The 19,552-nt window shown below is 58.7% G+C and carries 13 protein-coding genes; 3 read left to right on the forward strand and 10 right to left on the reverse strand.

The features are described from left to right. Positions 1-8 precede the first annotated feature (8 nt). Positions 9-977 (reverse strand): ATP-binding cassette domain-containing protein, encoded by a 969-nt coding sequence (locus ACWI8T_RS01835; RefSeq protein WP_449137735.1) that lies wholly within the window; start codon positions 975-977, stop codon positions 9-11. Positions 978-1,193: 216 nt separating this feature from the next. Between ACWI8T_RS01835 and ACWI8T_RS01840 the strand changes: the two genes are divergently transcribed. Further along, positions 1,194-2,195 (forward strand): response regulator transcription factor, encoded by a 1,002-nt coding sequence (locus ACWI8T_RS01840; RefSeq protein ID WP_449137736.1) that lies wholly within the window; start codon positions 1,194-1,196, stop codon positions 2,193-2,195. A 410-nt stretch (positions 2,196-2,605) separates the two neighbouring features. Here ACWI8T_RS01840 and ACWI8T_RS01845 read toward each other — a convergent pair whose 3' ends face one another. The 5 genes from ACWI8T_RS01845 to ACWI8T_RS01865 form a co-directional block, all read right to left on the reverse strand. Then, complete coding sequence (locus ACWI8T_RS01845) at positions 2,606-4,036, reverse strand: MFS transporter (RefSeq protein ID WP_449137737.1); 1,431 nt, start codon at positions 4,034-4,036, stop codon at positions 2,606-2,608. A gap of 84 nt (positions 4,037-4,120) precedes the next feature. Then, entirely contained in the window at positions 4,121-6,304 is a 2,184-nt protein-coding gene (locus tag ACWI8T_RS01850; RefSeq protein WP_449137738.1) for a YhgE/Pip family protein, read from the reverse strand. Further along, positions 6,301-9,318, reverse strand: coding sequence for a YhgE/Pip domain-containing protein (locus ACWI8T_RS01855; RefSeq protein ID WP_449137739.1), 3,018 nt, complete (start codon positions 9,316-9,318; stop codon positions 6,301-6,303). The genes ACWI8T_RS01850 and ACWI8T_RS01855 overlap by 4 nt, the downstream gene beginning before the upstream one ends. Positions 9,319-9,625: 307 nt before the next feature. Next, positions 9,626-10,666: a threonine aldolase family protein gene (locus ACWI8T_RS01860; protein WP_449137740.1), complete on the reverse strand. Its 1,041-nt coding sequence runs from the start codon at positions 10,664-10,666 to the stop codon at positions 9,626-9,628. Positions 10,667-11,074: 408 nt separating this feature from the next. Then, positions 11,075-12,016 (reverse strand): hypothetical protein, encoded by a 942-nt coding sequence (locus ACWI8T_RS01865; RefSeq protein ID WP_449137741.1) that lies wholly within the window; start codon positions 12,014-12,016, stop codon positions 11,075-11,077. A gap of 169 nt (positions 12,017-12,185) precedes the next feature. Between ACWI8T_RS01865 and ACWI8T_RS01870 the strand changes: the two genes are divergently transcribed. Further along, a complete protein-coding gene (locus ACWI8T_RS01870) occupies positions 12,186-12,947 on the forward strand; it encodes an SDR family NAD(P)-dependent oxidoreductase (RefSeq protein WP_294376129.1) in 762 nt (253 codons plus the stop codon). Positions 12,948-13,060: 113 nt separating this feature from the next. Here ACWI8T_RS01870 and ACWI8T_RS01875 read toward each other — a convergent pair whose 3' ends face one another. Further along, positions 13,061-14,224 carry an SLC13 family permease gene (locus tag ACWI8T_RS01875; protein ID WP_449137742.1) on the reverse strand — a complete coding sequence of 388 codons (1,164 nt, stop codon included), beginning with the start codon at positions 14,222-14,224 and terminating at the stop codon, positions 13,061-13,063. Positions 14,225-14,667: 443 nt separating this feature from the next. Between ACWI8T_RS01875 and ACWI8T_RS01880 the strand changes: the two genes are divergently transcribed. Further along, on the forward strand, positions 14,668-15,540 hold the full coding sequence (locus tag ACWI8T_RS01880; protein ID WP_449137743.1) for a LysR family transcriptional regulator: 873 nt from the start codon (positions 14,668-14,670) through the stop codon (positions 15,538-15,540). A gap of 77 nt (positions 15,541-15,617) precedes the next feature. On the opposite strand, the gene ACWI8T_RS01885 is transcribed toward ACWI8T_RS01880, so the two are convergent. Genes ACWI8T_RS01885 through ACWI8T_RS01895 form a run of 3 tightly spaced genes read right to left on the reverse strand, consistent with a single transcriptional unit; the run spans position 15,618 to position 19,340 of the window. After that, positions 15,618-17,669: a carbohydrate-binding domain-containing protein gene (locus ACWI8T_RS01885; RefSeq protein ID WP_449137744.1), complete on the reverse strand. Its 2,052-nt coding sequence runs from the start codon at positions 17,667-17,669 to the stop codon at positions 15,618-15,620. Beyond that, entirely contained in the window at positions 17,669-18,364 is a 696-nt protein-coding gene (locus ACWI8T_RS01890; RefSeq protein WP_449137745.1) for a DUF4956 domain-containing protein, read from the reverse strand. Before ACWI8T_RS01890 ends, ACWI8T_RS01885 begins: the two co-directional genes overlap by 1 nt. A gap of 37 nt (positions 18,365-18,401) precedes the next feature. Next, on the reverse strand, positions 18,402-19,340 hold the full coding sequence (locus tag ACWI8T_RS01895) for a VTC domain-containing protein (protein WP_449137746.1): 939 nt from the start codon (positions 19,338-19,340) through the stop codon (positions 18,402-18,404). Between the last annotated feature and the right edge of the window lie 212 nt (positions 19,341-19,552).

Raw genomic sequence — 19,552 nt, forward strand, 5'->3', positions numbered from 1 at the left:
ACAGCCTCCTAATCGCGCAGCTCGCGGCCAGTGATTTCAAGAAACACGTCATTGAGCGTGGGAGGCTCGTAATACACGCGCCCAACCGCCACGCGCGACGACTTGAGCGCCCCCAGCACATCGAGCAAATTGCGTTCGCTCGCTTCGCACGCCGCGCGCAGCTCGCCATTCGCGAATTCGCACGAGAGCACATGCGGAAGCGCCCCGACAGCCTGAGCCGCCGCACAACCGCAAGCCTCGACGACACCAGGAAGCTCGATGACGATTTTCTCCCCCACCGCAATGCCGCGCTTGAGTTCATCGGCGGTGCCGAGCGCCAGAATTTTACCGCCATCCATGATCATGATTCGGCTGCAGATTTGCTCGACTTCTTCCATGTAATGGCTCGTGTACACCACCGTCGCGCCCTCGTCGCGCAAGCGCACGATGCCATCAAGGATTGCATTTCGGCTTTGCGGATCAACCGCCACCGTGGGCTCATCGAAGAAAATGAGCTCGGGCTTGTGCGCAATGCCACACGCAATATTCAGCCGGCGAAGCAGGCCGCCCGACAGTTTCTTGGGGCGCATTTTGCGGTAATCCTCAAGCCCCACGAATTCGATGGCTTCCTCTACCAGCTCGCGACGACGGGTTTTGTCGCCCACGTACAGGGCGCAGAAGCAGTCGATGTTCTCGAAAACGGTGAGCTCGTCAAATACTGCCACCTGCTGAGGAACCACGCCAATACGCCGCTTAAGGTCATAACGCGTCGGCTTCATTGCCTCGCCGAACAGCTCGATGTCGCCCTTGTCGTAGACGAGCAGCTGCAGCATGCAGTTAATTGCCGTCGTTTTACCGCAGCCATTCGGGCCCAAAAGGCCGAAAATTTCGCCTTTGCCGATTTCGAGATTGAAGTGATCAAGCGCGAGAATGTCGCCATAACGCTTTACGAGGCTGCGTACAGAAACCACCGAATTCGCGCTCTCGTTTTCTTTCATTGCATGGCCTTCCTCTTTCGCGGCGCATCGCCCACATGTAGCGAGATGTGGGGCGCCCTTCCTTGCCTTCATCATGAAAGAAGGACGGAGCGCAAACCAGTGACATTTGTCATGAAATGGCATTTTCCCAGGTAAATTGTACGACAAGAACGCTTTAGAAACACAAGGGGGCTTTCCGCAAAACACACGGGCAAAAGGGTTTGCTACCATGCAGCCATGGAAAGAATTCTCGACAAAACAATCGTTCTGGCAGGCTGTCTGCTTACGGCCGCCTGCTTTTTGGTCGAGACCAGCAGCGGAGCCGAGCCCACAGCGTCCGACGCGCGATTGCTCACACTCGCCATCGCCATGCTTATCGCCGTTTTATGCTCCGCGCTCACCGAAGCCGTCTCGACGCCCGCGGGCATACTGGCCCTTTCGGCATACTGCGCGGCGGCGCTCTTCGTTTCCGCTGCGCTCGCCTTCGTACCGCTTGCCCTCTATGACTGCGCGCGCTGCGTCCATCGCGCGGACGTTTTGCGTTTCTCGGGTGCGCTCGCCCTTATCGCGATTGTCGCATGCCTTATGCGCGCGACAATGCCGCCGCTTTCGACGGCATCGCTTCTTTGCTCTGCGGCTGCGGCCTGCGTTCTCTCGGTTCGCACGAGCACAACGCTCGCCCGCCAGCGCATCGCCTGGAGCACGCGGGACGCACTGGCCTCCCAAGCGCTTTCACTTCGCAAGAGGAATCGCAACCTTCGAGACTCGCTCGATAAGATGTCGGCGATAGCGGCAAGAAACGATGAAAACGGAGCGACTGGCGGCGAAGCTGCAGAGCAAAAATCAACTGGCGAAACCGTCGCGCGCGAATGCGCCCGCGGGATTGCGGCGAGCAAGTCGGAAGGCGGCGGGGTAACGGACGGCACAGGGGTCGGCGGTGCTTTGAGCAACGGCCGTGTGAAGCGCGAGTCAGACGGCAGCACTTCAGGCGGTTTCGTCCACAGCAACGCATCGCACGAGCAGCTGCGCCCCACCCCGTTCGCCTGCCTGACCGAGCGCGAATACGAAATCGCGCGCCTTGTGGCCGAGGGACTCGACAATCGAGAAATCGCTGCGACCGCCTATTTGAGCGAAGGCACTGTACGCAACAACATAAGCAGCATTCTCTCGAAAATGAGCTTGAAGAATCGCACGCAAATCGCCGTTGCGTACTACAAGAGCAAAGGCTCGACCCGATAAAATCGCAACCGTTTCGGCTGGCATGCAGCCCACTTCATTTTTGTTCAAAACGAGCTTCGAATGTGGTCAAAATTACGGGCGGCTTTTTCATGTTGAAATAACACAACGTCTTGACCAGGCATTTCTTGCGAGAAAGAACTTCCTTTGGTCGTTTTCCGCACACATTAGACCTAACAATGCCACATTCGCGGCCCGTTTTGAACAAACGAAGACACCGGCATGCGAAACGCTGGCACCGAAGCGAACGCATGCAAAGCGCAAGTACGCAGCGCGCAAGCACACGAAAGGAAAACGCACAGAACGCAGGCAGGCAGGCAAAGCGCCGGCGAGCAAAACGCTAGCATGCGAAACGCAAACACACAGAGCGCAAGCATGCAAGGCAGCCCGAAGACGATAATCGCAATCACCCCTTAGCGTCGCCCGCTCGCTTTCCTCCGTTTCGGCAGGAATACCGCGCCGAAAACAAACCCCGCAATAGTCAACGCCGCAAGAATACTGAACGCCACGCCGAAGCCGTGCGCATCGATGCCCAAATCGCCGCTCGAAGCGAGCGCCATGATCCCGATGAGCACCGAAGAAAGCAGCGCGCTTGAAATCTGGCGAATCGACGTGATAATCGCCGTGCCCTGCGCGACGTCATCACCCGATAACTGCTTGCTCGCGTAGGCCGTCATGGGCATTTGCAAGCACGCGACGCCGCAGATGCGCACGCCATAGAGCACCGTTACTACCCAAAGCGGCGTTTCCGCATCGCACGCGACGAACGCGAGCGTTCCGCCCAGCAGCAACGCGCAACCCGCGACAAGCAGCGGCCACGGCCCGTGCGAATCGAGCAAGCGACCCGTTATAGGGTTCAAAAAGCCTAGCAGCACCGCGCCGGGCAGAATGGCCAAGCCAGAAACCGCCGCCGAGGCGCCTTGCACATCTTGCACGAACAGCGGAACCATGATGGAAGCCGCCATAAACGACAGATTGCCAAGCAGCACGAGCGCAAGCCCGACCGTGAATTGGCGATTCGCAAAGCATGAAAGTTTAAGAAGCGGGTTCGGAATTTTCAGCTGCCGACGAGCGAATGTAAACAGGAGCACAGCGCCCAACGTGATGCTTGCCGCAGCCACCACGCCCCATCCCGACTGTTCAATGCACGCCGTCGCGACAAGCAGGCATATCGCGCCAAACGAGAACAGCACCGCGGAGGGCGTATCGAAATGCTGATGCGTTGCGGGCTTGCGCATCACATTCGGTAAAAACGGAATCGCAAGCAGCGTCACCACAGCGGAGACCACGCCAAGCGCGACGAATACCGCTCGCCACCCCCACGCATCGACGATGAAACCCGAGATTGCCGGGCCGATTGCAGGCGCGAACCCGATAATGATTCCCACAATGCCCATTGCTTTGCCGTATTGGCTTTTGGGATATACCGAAAGCGCCACCACTTGAATAAGCGGGAGCAAAATACCCGCGCCAATCGCCTGCACCAGGCGAGATACGAGCAGCACCGGATAATTCGTAGCGAAAAGCGAAGCACAGCATCCCACGATAAAACCGACCATGGCGATAAAGAACAGGCGTCGCGCATCGAGCTTGCTCACGAGATAGGCGCTCATGGCGGAAAACAACCCGAGCGTGAAAATGTAGGCCGTGGTAATGAGCTGGGCCAAGCCCGCCCCGACCAAAAACTCCTGCATGATGGTAGGCAGCGCAGCAATCATCATCGACTGGGAAATGCACGCCGCCGTAGTGCCCGCCATCATAATGCCGAGCACCATATGGCGCTGTCGAGGCGGCAGGCCGCCGTCTTCCGTCCGATTCGTTTGAATGTTCTCGCTCTTATTCATGCGCGCAATACTACCGCGTTACGCGCCACGTACAACGCGAGCCACACAAAAGACAACGAGAGAGGCCGCAGCCCCTCTCGATTCCTATACGACTTTCGACTTTTCGACTTGCTCCACGAACCAGTTAACAAGCTTCATGGTGGGATTACGCAATACCAAACCAAGCAACGCGAACGGCACCACATAGAGCAGCACGCACCCGATTTCTACCCAGAAATCGCCCTGATACACGCCAAACATCGCCGCGCGCATGGCATTAATCACATGCGTGGCCGGCAGCCATACGCTCACATCTTGGAAGAATTGCGGCAGAATGGCCAATGGGTACGCGCCACCGCCGCCCGCAACCTGCACGATAAGAAAAATAACCGCGATGGCCTTGCCCAGGTTCGCGAACGACACCACGAGCGTGTAGATGATGAACGCGAAAACTTGGCCGCCAATCCAATATACAAGCAAGTACAGCAGCGGGTTTTCAACCTGCACGCCCAAGAAGAGCATATTGCCAATCGCGAGCACGGTGCTCTGCGCAAACGAGAGAAGCGACACGATGCCGAAACGCCCCAAGAATTGCTGTGGAAGCGAAATGCCCCCAAGTTCTTCTTCGATGCGGCACGAGGGAGTGGGTCGGATAGTGACCATGATAAGCAGCGCGCCAATCCACAAAGCAAGCGTTGTGTAAAGCGGAGACATGGCCGAGCCGAAATTCTCGACGTGGAACAACGCATGGCGATCGAGCTCGACGGGCGCCGATATCGCCGTAGCGAGCTCGCTCGCATCGCTGCCGAGCACTTCGCGGAGCAACTCGGTATCGCCATTTGCAAGCGCATCCTTCATATTCGTCGACAAGTCATCGAGCTTCTTGGCCGATTCGTCGAGTTCGTCAGCGGAGCTGTCGAGCTTCGACTTCGCATCGCCAAGCTTTTCGGAAACCGCGCCAGCCGAACCCGTAAGCGCGCTCGCTGCATCATCGAGCTTGGAAGCACTCGACGAAAGCAGCGACGTCGCGTCGGTCACCGAGCTCACGAGGTTGTCGAGATGCGGCTTCACGTCGTTGTTGTACTGGTTTTTAGCGTCTTGCACCTGCTGTTTTGCCTCGGCGATTTGTGCATCGATGTCGTTGCGCGCAACCTCGGCGCCAGAAATGCCATATTCTAAATCGCCCGCCGTGGTGCCGAGCTGGCGAGAGAGGCGCTCCATGGTCGTGCTCACGGCACGCAGAGTGCTTGCCATTTGAGTAAGCTCAACAGAGCTGCCATCGGGCATTCCTTTGGCGAGCGCGTCGAGGGAATCGGCCAGCTTGGCGTAGTTCGCCGCCTGATCGGCCAGGCCATCGGCGTTCGTGATGAGCGACTGCGAGACGGTTTCGCGGCCATCGTGCGCCGTCGCGAACGCGTCGTCTACCGCAGCCGACACGCCGTCGAAGCTCGCTACGCTCGCATCAATCGCGCTGGCGAGCGAATCGGTTGAGGCATCCATGGCATCGGCGATCGTCGTGGCCGACGCCTTCGCATCGCCCACCTGGCCGGCGACTTCTTCTGCTGAACCCTTCGCCGAAGACAGAAGGCTCGCAGAACTCGTAATGAGGTCTTGCGAGGACGTAAGCACCGTGGAATACGTGCGCATCACCGAAGAAGCCTTGGCCATCTGAGTCGAAAGCGACCCCACATGGTTGGCCAACTCGCCGATATGGCCATCGACGTCGGCATTGTCAGCGTAGGTCACAAGCCCCTGCGCCAAGCTCAGAGCCGTGTCGGAAAGCGTTTTTGCGAACGCCTGGTTCACCTGCACCGAAATGGCATCGGCGCCTTGGTCGGTCACCTTTGGCGAAATGGCGTTCTTCTTCTCGTTGGAGTAATAGATGATTTTCGCGTGCTTGGCATCGTCGGAATAAAACGTCATCATGTCGCGGCTGAAGCTTTCGGGGATCACCACCGCCGCATAATACTTGCCCGACTTGGCACCATCGATGGCGTCTTCTTTATCGGTGAATACCCACTTGATTTGATTATTTGCTCGAAGCGACGAAATCACTTGCTCGCCAACGTTGATTTTCACAGGGACGAGATCGCTTTCATAGCCCTCGTCAACACTCGCCACGGCGATTTTCAGGTTGCCCGTATTGCCGAAAACGTCCCACGCGGCAATCATGTTGTACCACGAGAAAATCGACGGCAACGCAATGAGGCCCAGCACGATGATGCCCGTAACCACGTTCGAGCGCAGGCGCTTCAAATCGCCCACAAATAGCTGCCAAATCTTCTTCATCGTGCATCGCCCCCTTTCACGCCGCGCGTGCCTTCGGGCGCATCGTCACCCATATCGAAATCGTCGGCCGGCTCATTGAAGCCGTCAACGGGTTCGTCGTATTCGCTTTCCGCGGCACCAAAGGCGCTCGCAAACGTGTTCGAGGAATCCGCAATCGGCGCTTGCCCGTCTTCCGCACCGCGATTGCCCCCAGCAGACACAGGCGCATGCTTGACAGGCTCTTCCCCCGCATATTCAGGCGCAACCCCGATCGAAGAGAAGTCGTCGCACGCAAGCGAGCGAGTCGACGAAGCCACATCCATCGACGCGTCCGAAGAGCCGCTTTCACCATCCGCATTAAAAATAGGCTCTGGCACCGGCTCTGCGGCGGGCACGACAGGTACGCGCACATGCGCGCTTTCGGGGCCCACGGCAACCGATGAAGCATAGCCGACGGCAGGCTCGCCGCCCTGAATGCAAGGATCGTGTTCGAGGCTGTTGCGCGCGGCGAACAGCGTGCGCAGTTCTTCATCGCTCATTGCGTTCAGCGCGATCTGGCGCTCGAGGCTGTCTTTCATATGCTCAACAATTATGAGGAACGCGACGACGACAATAAGCCACAACAGCCACACCGTGAGCACCACGACCTTCTTGCCCGGGCTCCACAAAGCCATCGAGGCCGTGAACAAAACAGGAACGACCACGCCCAGCGCATATGCGCCATGCTTCAATTTCGGATAGAGCCTCATGAATCGCGTGGAATGCTCCAGCAGGTAGGCGCGGAATTCTTCGTGGTTGCTCATGGCGCGCACAATTTGAGCCGTCCTATAACGACGTTCGGGCAATTGCACTTCTTCGCAGTTCACGATATCGCTTTCTGCGAGTTGCTTGGCGAACATGCGATTGAGGTTCGTGAGGAAGGGGCGCGCAAATGTGCCGATGAGCAGGAAAACTGCGAAGAACAACGCAAGCACGCCCATGAAGCCAAGCCACATATTTCCGTAGAAACCGCAGATGCATTCGCGCATGGCGTTGATGCCATACGTGAACGGGAAGATCGGATACACCGTCTGGAAGAAGCTCGTAGTAAGCTCGACCGGGTACAAACCCGTCGCACCCGGGATTTGCACAAACACCAAAATGACGCACAGGCCCTTGCCCACATGCTGCAGCGTGGTGGAAAGCGTGTATTGAATCGCCAGGTACGTAAGCGAGCATGCGACCGCTGTCATATAGAGCGCGGCGACGTTTTCGGCTTGCACGCCGAGGAACAGGCAGCCCGTCACGCACACGATGGCCTGCAGCGAAACCATGATGGCGAACAGAATGCCGCGACCCAAGAAACGCTGCGCGATGGTGAGGTTGCGAATCTCTTCATCGTCAACCTCAATATGCATAATGACCATGAGCATGAACACGCCAATCCACAGCGTGAGGTTGATGAACAGCGGCGACATGGCTGAGCCATAGGCGTTGAGCGGATAGAGCTGCTCGGTTTCGAGCTGCGTGGGCGACTGCATGAAGTCGGCGATTTTGTTCACGTCGAGCGTGCCATCTTCGCCGAACAATTTCGCGAGAGCGCCCGACGTGCCCAGCGCCACCACGTCGGTCCGCACGGCGTCGATATCGCCCTGCACGTCGGCAAGCAGCGCGTCGGTTTGGCCCAGCGCATCAACCGTTGTGTTAAGCGTTGAGATGAGCTGGTCGAGCACGAGCGACGTTTGATCGATGAGCGACGTCTGACGGGCGACGGTGCCCGAAAGCGAACCCGCGGTGCTCGCAAGGCCCGAGAGGCCCTGGCTTACAGCGGGGATAGTGTTTTTCGACAGGTCGTCGTTGTATGCGCGACCGTTGTCGACCGACTTCTGCACCGCATCATTCACGGTGCTCGACGCATTGGCAATGGAGCCGGCCGCACTCGAGGCGCTCGCCGCGAGGGCATTCATCGATTTGAGGTTCGCTTCGGCATTGGCGTTGCTCTGCGACAGCGTAGCGATGGCCGCGTTAACGGCATTGCGCTGGTCTTGAGTAAGATGGGTGTCATCGGCCATGGCTTGCAAATAGGAAATGATTTCCTTGTTGCCATCGATGACGTTCTGGGCAACGCTCGTCGCGTATTCCACATCGCCCTGCGCCGCCTGAATTCCCGTTGCGGCATCGCCCACCGCGGCATTCGCCCTCGTGGAAGCCGCAGAAACGGTCGAAAGGCCGCCGCTTATGGCGGTCGACATATTGCCCGAGAAGCTCACGATTTCGGTATTCAGTGTTGCGGCAAGAGCCGAAGCCTCGGAAAGCGCCAGCGCCATATCGCCGATTTCACGGCGGGCGTCGGAAAGCGATGCTTTCGCGCTGTTCGCCTGGGCAATGGCGTCGCTTGAGGCGGTCGAAAGGCCGCTCACGCTCTCGCGCGCATCGGATAGGTTTGCGTCCACTTTGTCGATTTGAGCCGAGACCTTCGCCTTCGACGCGTCGAACGACTCCTGTGATTCAGCGATTTTATCGTTGAGCGTTCCGGCAACAACCGACGAAACAGCGGAAACGAACGTGTCGTTGATCGTGTTGTCGAGGGTCGAAGCGCCCGTGTCGGTGATTTTCGGCGCCACGGGATTGAGCTTTTCGTTCACGTAGTATTCCAGCTGAGGCCGCTGGAACTCGCCCGTAAGCAGTGTGGTCATGTCTTCGCTGAAATCGCTGGGGATAACGAACGCCGCATACGCCTCGCCCGACGATATTTTCGCCATGGCGTCGTCGTAATCGGTAAACTCCCAGCCCAGCTGCGTATTTTCGTGCAGCTGGTCCACGATTTGGTCGCCCAGCTGCAAGTCGCCGAGCAAATCGTTGTGCGCGCCCACGTCTTCATTCACGACGCACACCTTCAGCGCACCGGTGTTGTTGTACGGATTCCAGAACCCCACAACGTTGAACCAGGTGTACAACGACGGCAAAATAATGAGCACGAGAATAACGACCCAGCTTGCCGGGGCTTTCGCGATTCGTTTCAAATCGCGCATAAGCACGCGGAATACGTTGTGCACGCGCATCTCCTTTAAATCGTTCAGTCGGTCTATGGCGATCGCGCGGCGCCTTTGCCGGCGGCGCTCGCCCACGTTCCGCGACAAGTCACGAAACCCCAATTTTCAGTCTGTCGATTCTATCGAAGCACCATGTTAGGACCTCGCTCGACAGGCGTTGTTACACGTTTGTTGCTTAACTGAACTATTTTACGATGCGCGGAAGAACAAAGCGAGGGAATCGTTCAAGATTCCCTCGATGATTCATGGACAAAAAGAAGAGATGCGGAAAGCAAAGCGTCGTCCGCCGTTGGCCACCGGCGCCGAAAGATTATTCCCCTAAGCGCTCGATTGCGGCAACCACGGCATCGACTTCATCGTCGGTCGTGCTCCAGCTCGTGCAGAAGCGAACCATGTTGCGATTGTCGGCCGCCTTGCCTTCGAATTCAACAATGCACGCCTCGCCGAGCGATGCGAGCTGAGCGTCGGAGGCAAGGGCGAACTGCTGATTCGTGAGGCTGTCGGGCTCGGCCAGCAAACCGCGCTTGGCAAGCGCCGCCTTGATGCGCATAGCTTGGGCAACCGCGACTTTGCCGATTTCAAAATAACGGCCGCCCTCGAAAAGCTTCGTGAATTGCAGGCCCAAAAGCCAGCCCTTAGCGAGCATCGTGCCCGCCTGCTTCATGGAATTGCGGAAATACGGCTGGAGCGCCGGGTTCACCACAACCATGGCCTCTCCAAACAGCGCGCCGCATTTCGTGCCACCAATATAGAAGGCATCGGAAAGACGAGCGATATCGGGCAGCGTCACGTCGTTGCCCGACGCAGCGAGACCATAGGCCAAACGCGCGCCGTCGACGAACAGGTACATGCCGAATTCGTCGCATACCGCTCGCAGCGCTTCGAGCTCTGCGAGCGAATACACCGTGCCCGATTCAGAGGGGAACGAGATGTATGCCATGCGCGGCACCGTGACGTGCTCGGGCACGGGGCTTTCCGCATAACCCTGGGCAACGACGCGCAAGTCGGCAGCGGAGAGCTTGCCGTCACGCGCGGGAACCGTTTCGCATTTGTGGCCGATATGCTCGGTTGCGCCCGTCTCGTGAACATTGATATGCCCGCAATCGGCGCACACGACGCTCTCCCACGGGCGAAGCGCATGCGCGATGATCGCGACGTTGGCCTGCGTTCCGCCTACGATGTAGTGCACCGCAGCATCGGGGCACGCAGCCGCCTCCTTGATGAGCGCGCCAGCCCGCTCGCACCATTCGTCGAGCTCGTAGCCCGCATACGCTTCCGAATTCGTCGCCTGCAACGCCTCGAGAATTTCGGGGATCGCGCCATGGCAGTAGTCGTTATTCAGTCGAATCATGAATGCTCGTCCTTTCTTCAAACGCCGCCATCATATAAGAAAGCGGCGCTGACGGGAAACCCGCACGTCACCTCGCGTCCACGGCGCCCTTTGCCGCTATGCGGGGCAACATGACGGAACGAAGCGCGACGCGCTGAAGTCGAGAGCGGCAATTGCGGCTCGCCAGTCGCCTGCGCGTCACAAAACGGACCACGGCTCGCGGGGTGACCCGCATCTTGAAACAGACCGCAGTTCACAGGACGCTCCCGAGATTCGAGGAGCGCCGGCGACGGCCGGCGAATGCGCTTCAGCACTGATAACAAGGCCGCCGCGTCACAAACCGCCCATCAGAGGCCCCAAGTGACGCAACGTTCCATCCAACAGGCGCCCTTATTAATGCCCGATTGGCCTCTTGCGTCCCGATTGCCTCTAGAACAGCGACCCGATAAAGTCAGACGCTTTTTCCGCAGCGGTCTCGCCCGCCGATTTCACGGCCTCGCCCGCGGCATCGAGCACGCCTCCAGCCGTTTCGGTCGCCCCGTTTTCCAAGGCGCCCGACACGGCGTCGGCCACGGCCGAACCCGAGTCATGCACTAAATGGGCCGTGAGCGCCCCATCTTCAACCGCAATAGACTCGACCGTCCAATTCGACGCATCCCACACATCTTTGCCGTCGTCGGTCAACACTACGATGGACGAAACATCGGCGCCGCGCACTTCAAGAATCTTCTTCGCATTCGACCACTTCTCGCCCGCCAAATCGGACGTATCGACCGTGAGCGTCGCAGCATTCTGCTGCACGCCCGGCGTTTTGAAAGACGACTCGCCCGACTCCGCTTCGCTGCGCTCCGCCTGGGTGACGCCTCCGCCGGGCGTTACGGTCGAACCCGTCGTGTCGCTCGCGTGGAAGAGCACAAACGTGCAGCCGGCCAACGCCACCAAAGCGCCGGCGAAAATCACGGCAAGGGGTGGCTTTTTCTTCACACGGGAACCTTCCGAATAGCGCGTCGCGACCGGGGCGGTCGAGCCCGGGGCGTACGGCTGCTGCGGGAACGTCGCAGGATCCGGCATGCTTGGCTCGAAGGGGTCGCGCACGTATTCGCCGCAAGCTACGGGCCGAGCGCTCATGCGCGCCGTTTTCTCGGGCTGTGCAACGGGGCGCGAGGCAACCGTTGGCTGCGAGGAAAACGACTGGTCGGGGGAATACGAAGCAGCCTGGCGCACGGGAATGGCGCGCGTCGCCTCAAGCGACGCATCGGCCGAGCGCGTCGAAGGCTGGGCGCTTCCGCTCCCGTTTCCGTTTCCGTTTCCGCTTCCGCTTCCGCCACCGTTCGCCATGCGCTCCGTCGGCTGTTCGTTCGTTGAATCCATCTATCTCCCCAGAATGCAGTTAAACAGTTTGATTTTGCCCATCCTAGCAGCGCCCGTTCCGCCGCTGCCCCGTTGAAATCGACCCGTTATCCTCCCTTCACGCCTTCCCCACACCAAATTGCCACTTGCGCGATAGCATTCCAAGAAAAGCAATCGAAAGGGGTGCCCCATGGGTCTTTTGGATGGAAAGGTCGCCATTGTCACTGGCGGCGGCAAGGGAATCGGTTTCGGTATTGCAAGCGCATTCGCCGAGCAGGGCGCAAGCCTGTTCATCACCGGCCGCACCGAGGGGCGCCTGGCCGAGGCGGCTGAAAAGCTCAAGGGCGAATACGGCGTCGATGTCGCCTATACCGTCGCCGAGGGTTCCGACGAAGCCCAGGTCGAGGCTGCCATTGCGAAGTGCGTCGAGCATTTTGGCAAGCTCGATGTCATGGTGAACAACGCTCAGGCTTCCAAGAGCGGTACCAACCTTATCGACCACACGAAAGAAGATTTCGACCTGGCCATCAATACGGGCCTGTACGGCGCCTTCTTCTATATGAAGCACGCCTTCCCCGAGCTTAAAAAGACCAAGGGTTGCGTCATCAACCTGGCAAGCGGCGCCGGCCTGTTCGGCAAGCCCGGCCAGTCGAGCTATGCGGCGGCCAAGGAAGGCATTCGCGGCATGACGCGCGTTGCGGCCACCGAGTGGGGCCCCGACGGCGTGCGCGCGAATTGCATTTGCCCGCTGGCGATGACCGAGCAACTCGCAGCGTGGAAGGAAGCCTACCCCGACACGTTTGCCGCCACCATCAAGGGCATTCCGCTGGGACGTTTCGGCGACCCGAAAACTGACATCGGCGGCGTGGCCGTGTTCCTCGCGAGCGATTTGTCGGCCTACGTGTCGGGTGAAACCATCACCGTCCAGGGCGGCAGCGGCCTGCGCCCGTAGGTTTTGGCGAAGGGACGATGTACAACGACAGCGCACGCGGCAACGACGTGAACAATACCCGCACGAACAGCCGCGGCATGAGCAGCAAAGCACAGTCGAAAACAAGAGGTTCGCTAGGATATCGCCACCGCAAGCGCCAGCAGCGCAGCGAGGAACGCGCAGTTCAATCCCGTGAACAGGCGGAAGTAATAGCCCTTGAGCTCCGAGTACGCCACGGCGAGTTGCTTATACGAAATGAGGCTTGCCATAGAAGCGATCAGCGTTCCCAAGCCGCCGATATTCACGCCCACGAGCAGCGCCGGCCAATCGGTCGTGAATCCTGAAATGAGAATTGCGGCCGGAACATTCGAGATAGCCTGGCTTGCGACAGCGCCCACGAACAAGGCGCGACCATCGACCAGCGCCGCCACCGCTTCGCGCACCGCATCAATGCGCGCGACGTTGCCCACAAATATAAAGAACGCGACGAAGGTGAGCAGCAACGCATAGTCGACATGGCGAAGCGCGCGCATGTCGAAAACGAGCGCGAGGCCAATCGCCGCCGCAACGACCAACCACACCGGCGCGACACGAGCCACGCACAGCAGACATGCCGCGATGAGCGCAATCCACGGCAGCACATCGCGCAGCGCGAACGATTCCTGTGGCGCCTTCGGATTCACGCCCGCCATCTGCGACGGAACGTGTTTGAATCGTCTGCGATCACGCAACTCGGCAATACCGATAGCCGCCACAAGCAGCGCGAACGCTACAGCAGAATACGGAGCCATGATGCCCACGAGCTCCGCCGCGCTCATGCCAGATACGCTTAAGAGATAAATGTTCTGCGGATTGCCGATGGGTGTGAGCATGCTGCCTACGTTCGCCGCGACGGTCATACATGCAATAGCGAACGCAAGTCGGCGCACGAGGCCCGCCTCGCGCAAGGCGGCAAGGGCGAGCGGCACGAACGCCACGAGGGCGACGTCGTTAGTAACCACCATGCTCACGAAAAACGTAAGGCCCACGAGCGCCGCGATAAGCACGCCGCCGCTTTTGCATGCGCGAACCAATGCGCGGCACACCCGTGCCAGCACGCCAGCGCGCGCCAGGCCCGATGTGGCAACCATAAGGGAAAACAGCAGGCCAATCGTGCGCCAGTCGATATATTCCGCATAGCCCGCATCGGGCGGAACCGCTACACACGATGCCGCGGCGAGCACGCACGCGATTGCCAGCACAGCATCGCGCCGGAAGAAATCGCGCACACGCCACGCCGCATTCCTAAGCCTTCCCATGCGCGCCTTTCTCTCTTCTTCCCAATAATCAGCGCGTCCGAGCCTAACAAAAACCGAGCATCATGCCAAATGCGACGAGCACCCTTTCATTCCCGAATTCGAGCTCCGAGGCAGCCCGCGTCCATTTTGTCGCGTCAATCGAGGACGGACGGACTCGCCCACGCGAACAGCCAAAACCGCCGGCTCAAGACAACCGCATGCCGCAATCGTTGCGCCCAGGAAGCCAACAATGCAACCGAAGCGCCAAATCGCACATGCCGCCATCGTTCATGCCGAGAACCTCAATCGCGAAAACACCGTCGTCGCACTCATGTTGATTCTCCCCGCCGCGGCTCGCCTTCTTCCAGACAGAACGTCACACGAAGCGAATTGCTTGCTATTCCTTACTATCATGCTTATTATATTTTGCATGATGTTTTGGAATTCTGCAAAGGATACACCTCATGTACGACATCCAGCACCTTGAAGCATTTTGCCTCGTCGCAGACGAACGCAGCTTCACGAAAGCCGCTGCTCGAATGGGCTACTCCCAATCGGCCGTCAGCAAAATCATCATCGATTTGGAGAGAGAATGCGGCACCGTCCTGTTCAAAAGGTCGCGCTCGGGCGTTCAAATAACCGCCGAGGGCACCACGTTGCTGTCTGCGGCACAAGAAGTCATCGCGGCTCAACGGTCATTCGAGGCGCGCGTAGCCGAAATCCACAACCTCGATTCAGGTCTCATTCGAATAGGAACCATATCGAGCATCGCAACCCATTGGCTGCCGAAAATCATCGCGGCGTTTCAAGCCGACTACCCTGGCATTCGCTACGAACTGTTCTTGGGCGATTACGACGAGCTCGAAAGCGCACTTGCAAGCGGACGCATCGACTGCGCATTCTCCCGATTGCCAACCCGCTACCCCTTACACGAAATGCCCCTTGAGCAAGACGAACTGCTCGCTGTGCTTCCCGCCAACCATGAGCTTGCAGAGCTGGAAGAAATACCCGTTGAATCATTCGCCGACGAAGCGTTCATCCAGCTTAAGCGCGACGAAAACGACGAGGTCGCTGAGATTTTCGCGGGGCTCGAACGTATGCCGAACGCAAGCTTCACAACCTGGGACGACTACGCTGTGATGTCCATGGTCGAAAACGGCCTCGCCGTAAGCATTCTTCCGAGCCTCGTTTTGCGACGCGTGCCGTACCGCATCGCCACGCGCCCCCTCGCCCCTCGGGCGTTTCGAACGCTTGGCTTCCTAACGCGCAAAACGAGCTCGCCGTCGCTTGCCGTAGAGCGCTTCCGGGAATACCTCGATTGCCGCAACGAAGCATAAGACAAACGCGGCCCCGCCGAAAAACGACGGAGCCGCGCAGGAAAGAAGAAGAGCAAGAACGAGATATATGGCGCGTCTTAAGCAAGGCCGCCTTGGCCCTCGGGGCGATTGCCCGTCGCGGGGCCACCGCCCATGCCGCCCGGGCCGCCTGCACCGCCGCCCATGGCGATGCCGCTCGTGCCCGTCGTGGATGCCGTAGCCGTAGTTGCAGCGCCATCCACCGACACCATTGTCGTATCGCCATCGGAAACGCCCGCACCGCTCACGAGCACGCAACCGAAGGCCTTCGTTGCCGTAAGCGTCGCGATCACGTTGCCGTCTGCATCGGACGCTTCAATCACGCTGCCAGCCGAACCGCTCACCTGCACCAGCGCAAACGCCTGCGTGCCGCTCGTGAAGCTTTGCGCCATGCCGGTCGAGCCCGCCATGATCACCGTGCCGCCCGAGATCGTCGCCGTGCCGTCGTAGTCGAACGCGCCGTCGCCGTCGCTCGACGGGCCGTTGACCAGCAGCGTTCCGCCCGTGACCTCGACATTGCCGTTGGAGTCGACGCCATCGCCCTGGGAATCAAGCACGACCGTGCCGCCATTGATTTGAATGAGGCAATTCGAATCGCTTGCACCAGGTGCCCCACCCTGCCCGTCGGGAGCTTTGCCGCCGCGTTCCATGCCGCCTTGGGCATCGGGGACTTGACCGAGGTCGCTGGGAGCTTCGCCCGCCCGGCCACCCTGGGTGCCATCGTCGCTCGGAAGCTCAGGCGGCGTCGCGCCATCTTGCTGGCTTGCGCCCTGCGACGCCGCATTCTGCTGCTCGCTCGCATCGGGCGCATCGATTGAGCCATCGGGCTGGGCGGCATTCGCGCCCAGCTCGCCCGACGAAGCACTCGCCGTCGCATCCGAATCGGACGATTCGGAATCGTCGCTCAAGTCTGCCGCAGAAGCGTTCAAAGCATCGTCGAGCGCGTAAATATCGGTATCGCCGCCATTGATGATGACCTGCTCAGCCTCATAGCCCTCGCTGCACGTTTCGGCGACAAACGACCCGTCGTTCACTTCAAGCTTCGTTTCGCAATGGAATGCGTCATCGCCGCTGCGTACCATAGTCGATCCGCCGTTGAGCGCACCCTCCAAATCGGAGTGCAACGCATCATCGGCAGCATCGATTTCAATCGACCCGCCAGCTATGCAGAGATACGTCTTCGCCTGAATGCCATCGTCTTCAGCGTCAATCGAAAGCGACCCGTCGCTCACGTACACGAAGCCCTTTTCGGGATTGGTCGATTTGCTCGATTTCACGCCATCGGCACCCGCCGTAATCGAAATGTCCCCTGCGCCGATTTTCACTGAATCTTTGCCGTTGAGGCCATCCTCGACAGCGCTCACCCGAATCGTGCCACCATAGACAACCAGGTCGTCTTTCGAGAATACCCCATGGCGATAATTGCCCGAAACATCGAGCGAACCTGAGCCGTTGATCGTCAAATCGCATGTCGCATATATGCACGCATTCGCGTCTTCGCTTGCGTAGGCGCTTCCGTCCGATAGGCTGTTTTGCGTTCCTTCCGCCAAGGTGATAAAGCACTTATCTGCTGACTGAACATCAATGGCAGGGCCGCTGGAACACGCTATCTTTACACCGTTAAGAACAATCTGGACCTTATCGTTTTCGCTGGTCGCTACAGTAATCGAGCCATCGGTCAAATTACCTGACACAATATAGGTTCCCGCAGTGGAAATCGTTACCGTGGAGCCCTCCACCATAGCGTCCGACCCCGATACGCTCGCTGAATCCCCCGAGAGCGCTATCTTGGTCGCGGACGATTCATCAAAGGAAGCATCCATGTCGCGTTTGGAATATTCAAGATTGAGGGCGGAGGCATCAAACGCAGCTGCAACTTCCTCGAAGCTCGCGTATTCAGCGCCCTTCTCAGACGCATTTTCCTCAAGGACTTCCGCAGTCGATGCGACTGAAGATTCATCGGCGCCGGTCGCCGAACATCCCGCCACAGAAAAAAGCAGAACTGCAGCGGCGCAACCCGCAAGCAGCAATCCTACCCCACGAAGCATGCCGACAAAATCGGTGCGGGCGGACTCTTCCGCACATCGAGAATCAGTCGTTTTCCGCATCATTACAAGACCTCCTTCGCCATAGGCGCGCGGCCAAGCGTGATTTTCAGATTGCCGTTCATGGTGCGCATTTCGTCGATCATGCGCTTCTCAAGGCCGGGTTCGCGCATGCGAATTTCGTACTCGAGTTGATACAGGCTGCCCATATTCGTCGTGCGAATTTCCACGAGCTCATGGCTCGAGGTAAAGCGCCCGAGAACGTCATCGAATATGCCGTCGAATTCAAGATCTTCAGGCACCGATACGCACAGGCGCTTGCCCGGCTCGGCGGGCTTGCCAAACGGCGTGCACACATACACGATGTTCACGATGGCGACGATAATGGTGAAAAGCACCGCGAGCCCAATGAAGCCCATGCCCGTCGCTAAACCAATGGCCATAGCCAAGAAGACGCTTCCAATGTCTTTCGCAGATCCGGGGATGCTGCGGAAGCGCACGAGGTTAAACACGCCCATAACCGCGATGCCGGCGCCCAAATTGCCGTTTACAAGGGTGATGACCATTTGCACAATGAGCGGCAAAAGGGCAAGCGTGACCACGAAGTTCTTCGAGTAGTTGTGTCGGAACATATAAATGGCCGCACATGCCGCGCCAAGCACGATCGAAGCCGCGCAGCACATCAAAAACTCGGGCGTCGAAACGCTCGCCATCGCCGAATCAGTCGTGCCGAACAGCGAAGTAGATACCGAGTCGAACATGAGAAAACTCCTCTAGGAAAAATAGAACGTACGAGGCTTATGCGCCTATAACGATATTGGGAAGCTGCAGCGAATTCGAATGCGCGGCGGCGGCTTCTGCCGTATACAGGCACGAATCCGGATTAATCGATTGGCCATCTTGAGAGCGGTCCCGCTCGCCACGCATGGCCTCATCGAAAGCGACTTGTTCGCGATATGCCTTCGGGGCAGACTTGCCCTCGCATGCCAAATACGCTTCACCATATTTGGAAAACGACGTCGGATAGGCCTTGCAATCGTCGAGCATGCGCACGAGCCACAAGGGATAGGCACCCGGAACCTTCACTTCCATAATCGCCTCACCTGCAGCGAGCAAAGGCACCGAAGCGCGCTTTCCTTCCGGCGCGAACAAATCTCGATAGCGAATGCGCTCGTCAAACGTGATGCGCACGCCTTCCGCCTGGGCCCCACGAGTATCGGGCAGCGGCGCCCACGCTACGCGGTCCACCAGAATTGCCATAGAGGGGAACACGGGGCCATTACGGCGAACGCACGCCGCAATCTCTTCTGCGATTTGCAGGCTTTTCGCAGAATGCGACTCAGCTTCAAGCGCCTCGTCGGCCAACGGATGACGACCAATCGCCCTTCCATACGGCACGCCCACCATGAAAAGCTGGGCCGCCGACTCGCTTACCGCGATGCGCCGCTTATACACAATGCCCTTGTGCTTCTTTTTCAGCTCGACAAACACCGGCGCCTGCGCGCTTCGGGGGCCATAGGTGCGCAAACGGAGCTTTTCCTTATACGCGGGCTTTTCAAGCGACCGGGAAATCATGTCGCGGTTCCGCGTGTCGTAATACACGCTCGTGATGGACGTTTGTCCGTATTCGTCGGGCGCCATATACGCGCCAAGCGCCTGCTTTATCATGCGAACCTGCACAAGATTCAGGCGATACTTCACTTCCTTGCGCTCAAACGTCCCCGTATACTCAGCCATAGCTGCTCCAATCTCGTAAAATCGAGGTCAATTCGATGACGGCCATGCTAAAACGCACGCCTGAAAGGGCGCTGAAAAGCCACAAGAGCTTTCAGGTTTCTTTCAGTAGCGCAGGTAAAATGGGAATCTTTTAAAAAGCAACTCAGTTTCGGAGGCTGGCGGGCCTTCCCGAAACCTTCTGCAAGCAAGCTGACTTTATTTCAATGCATGCA

The organism is Slackia sp. (genome assembly GCF_977041755.1).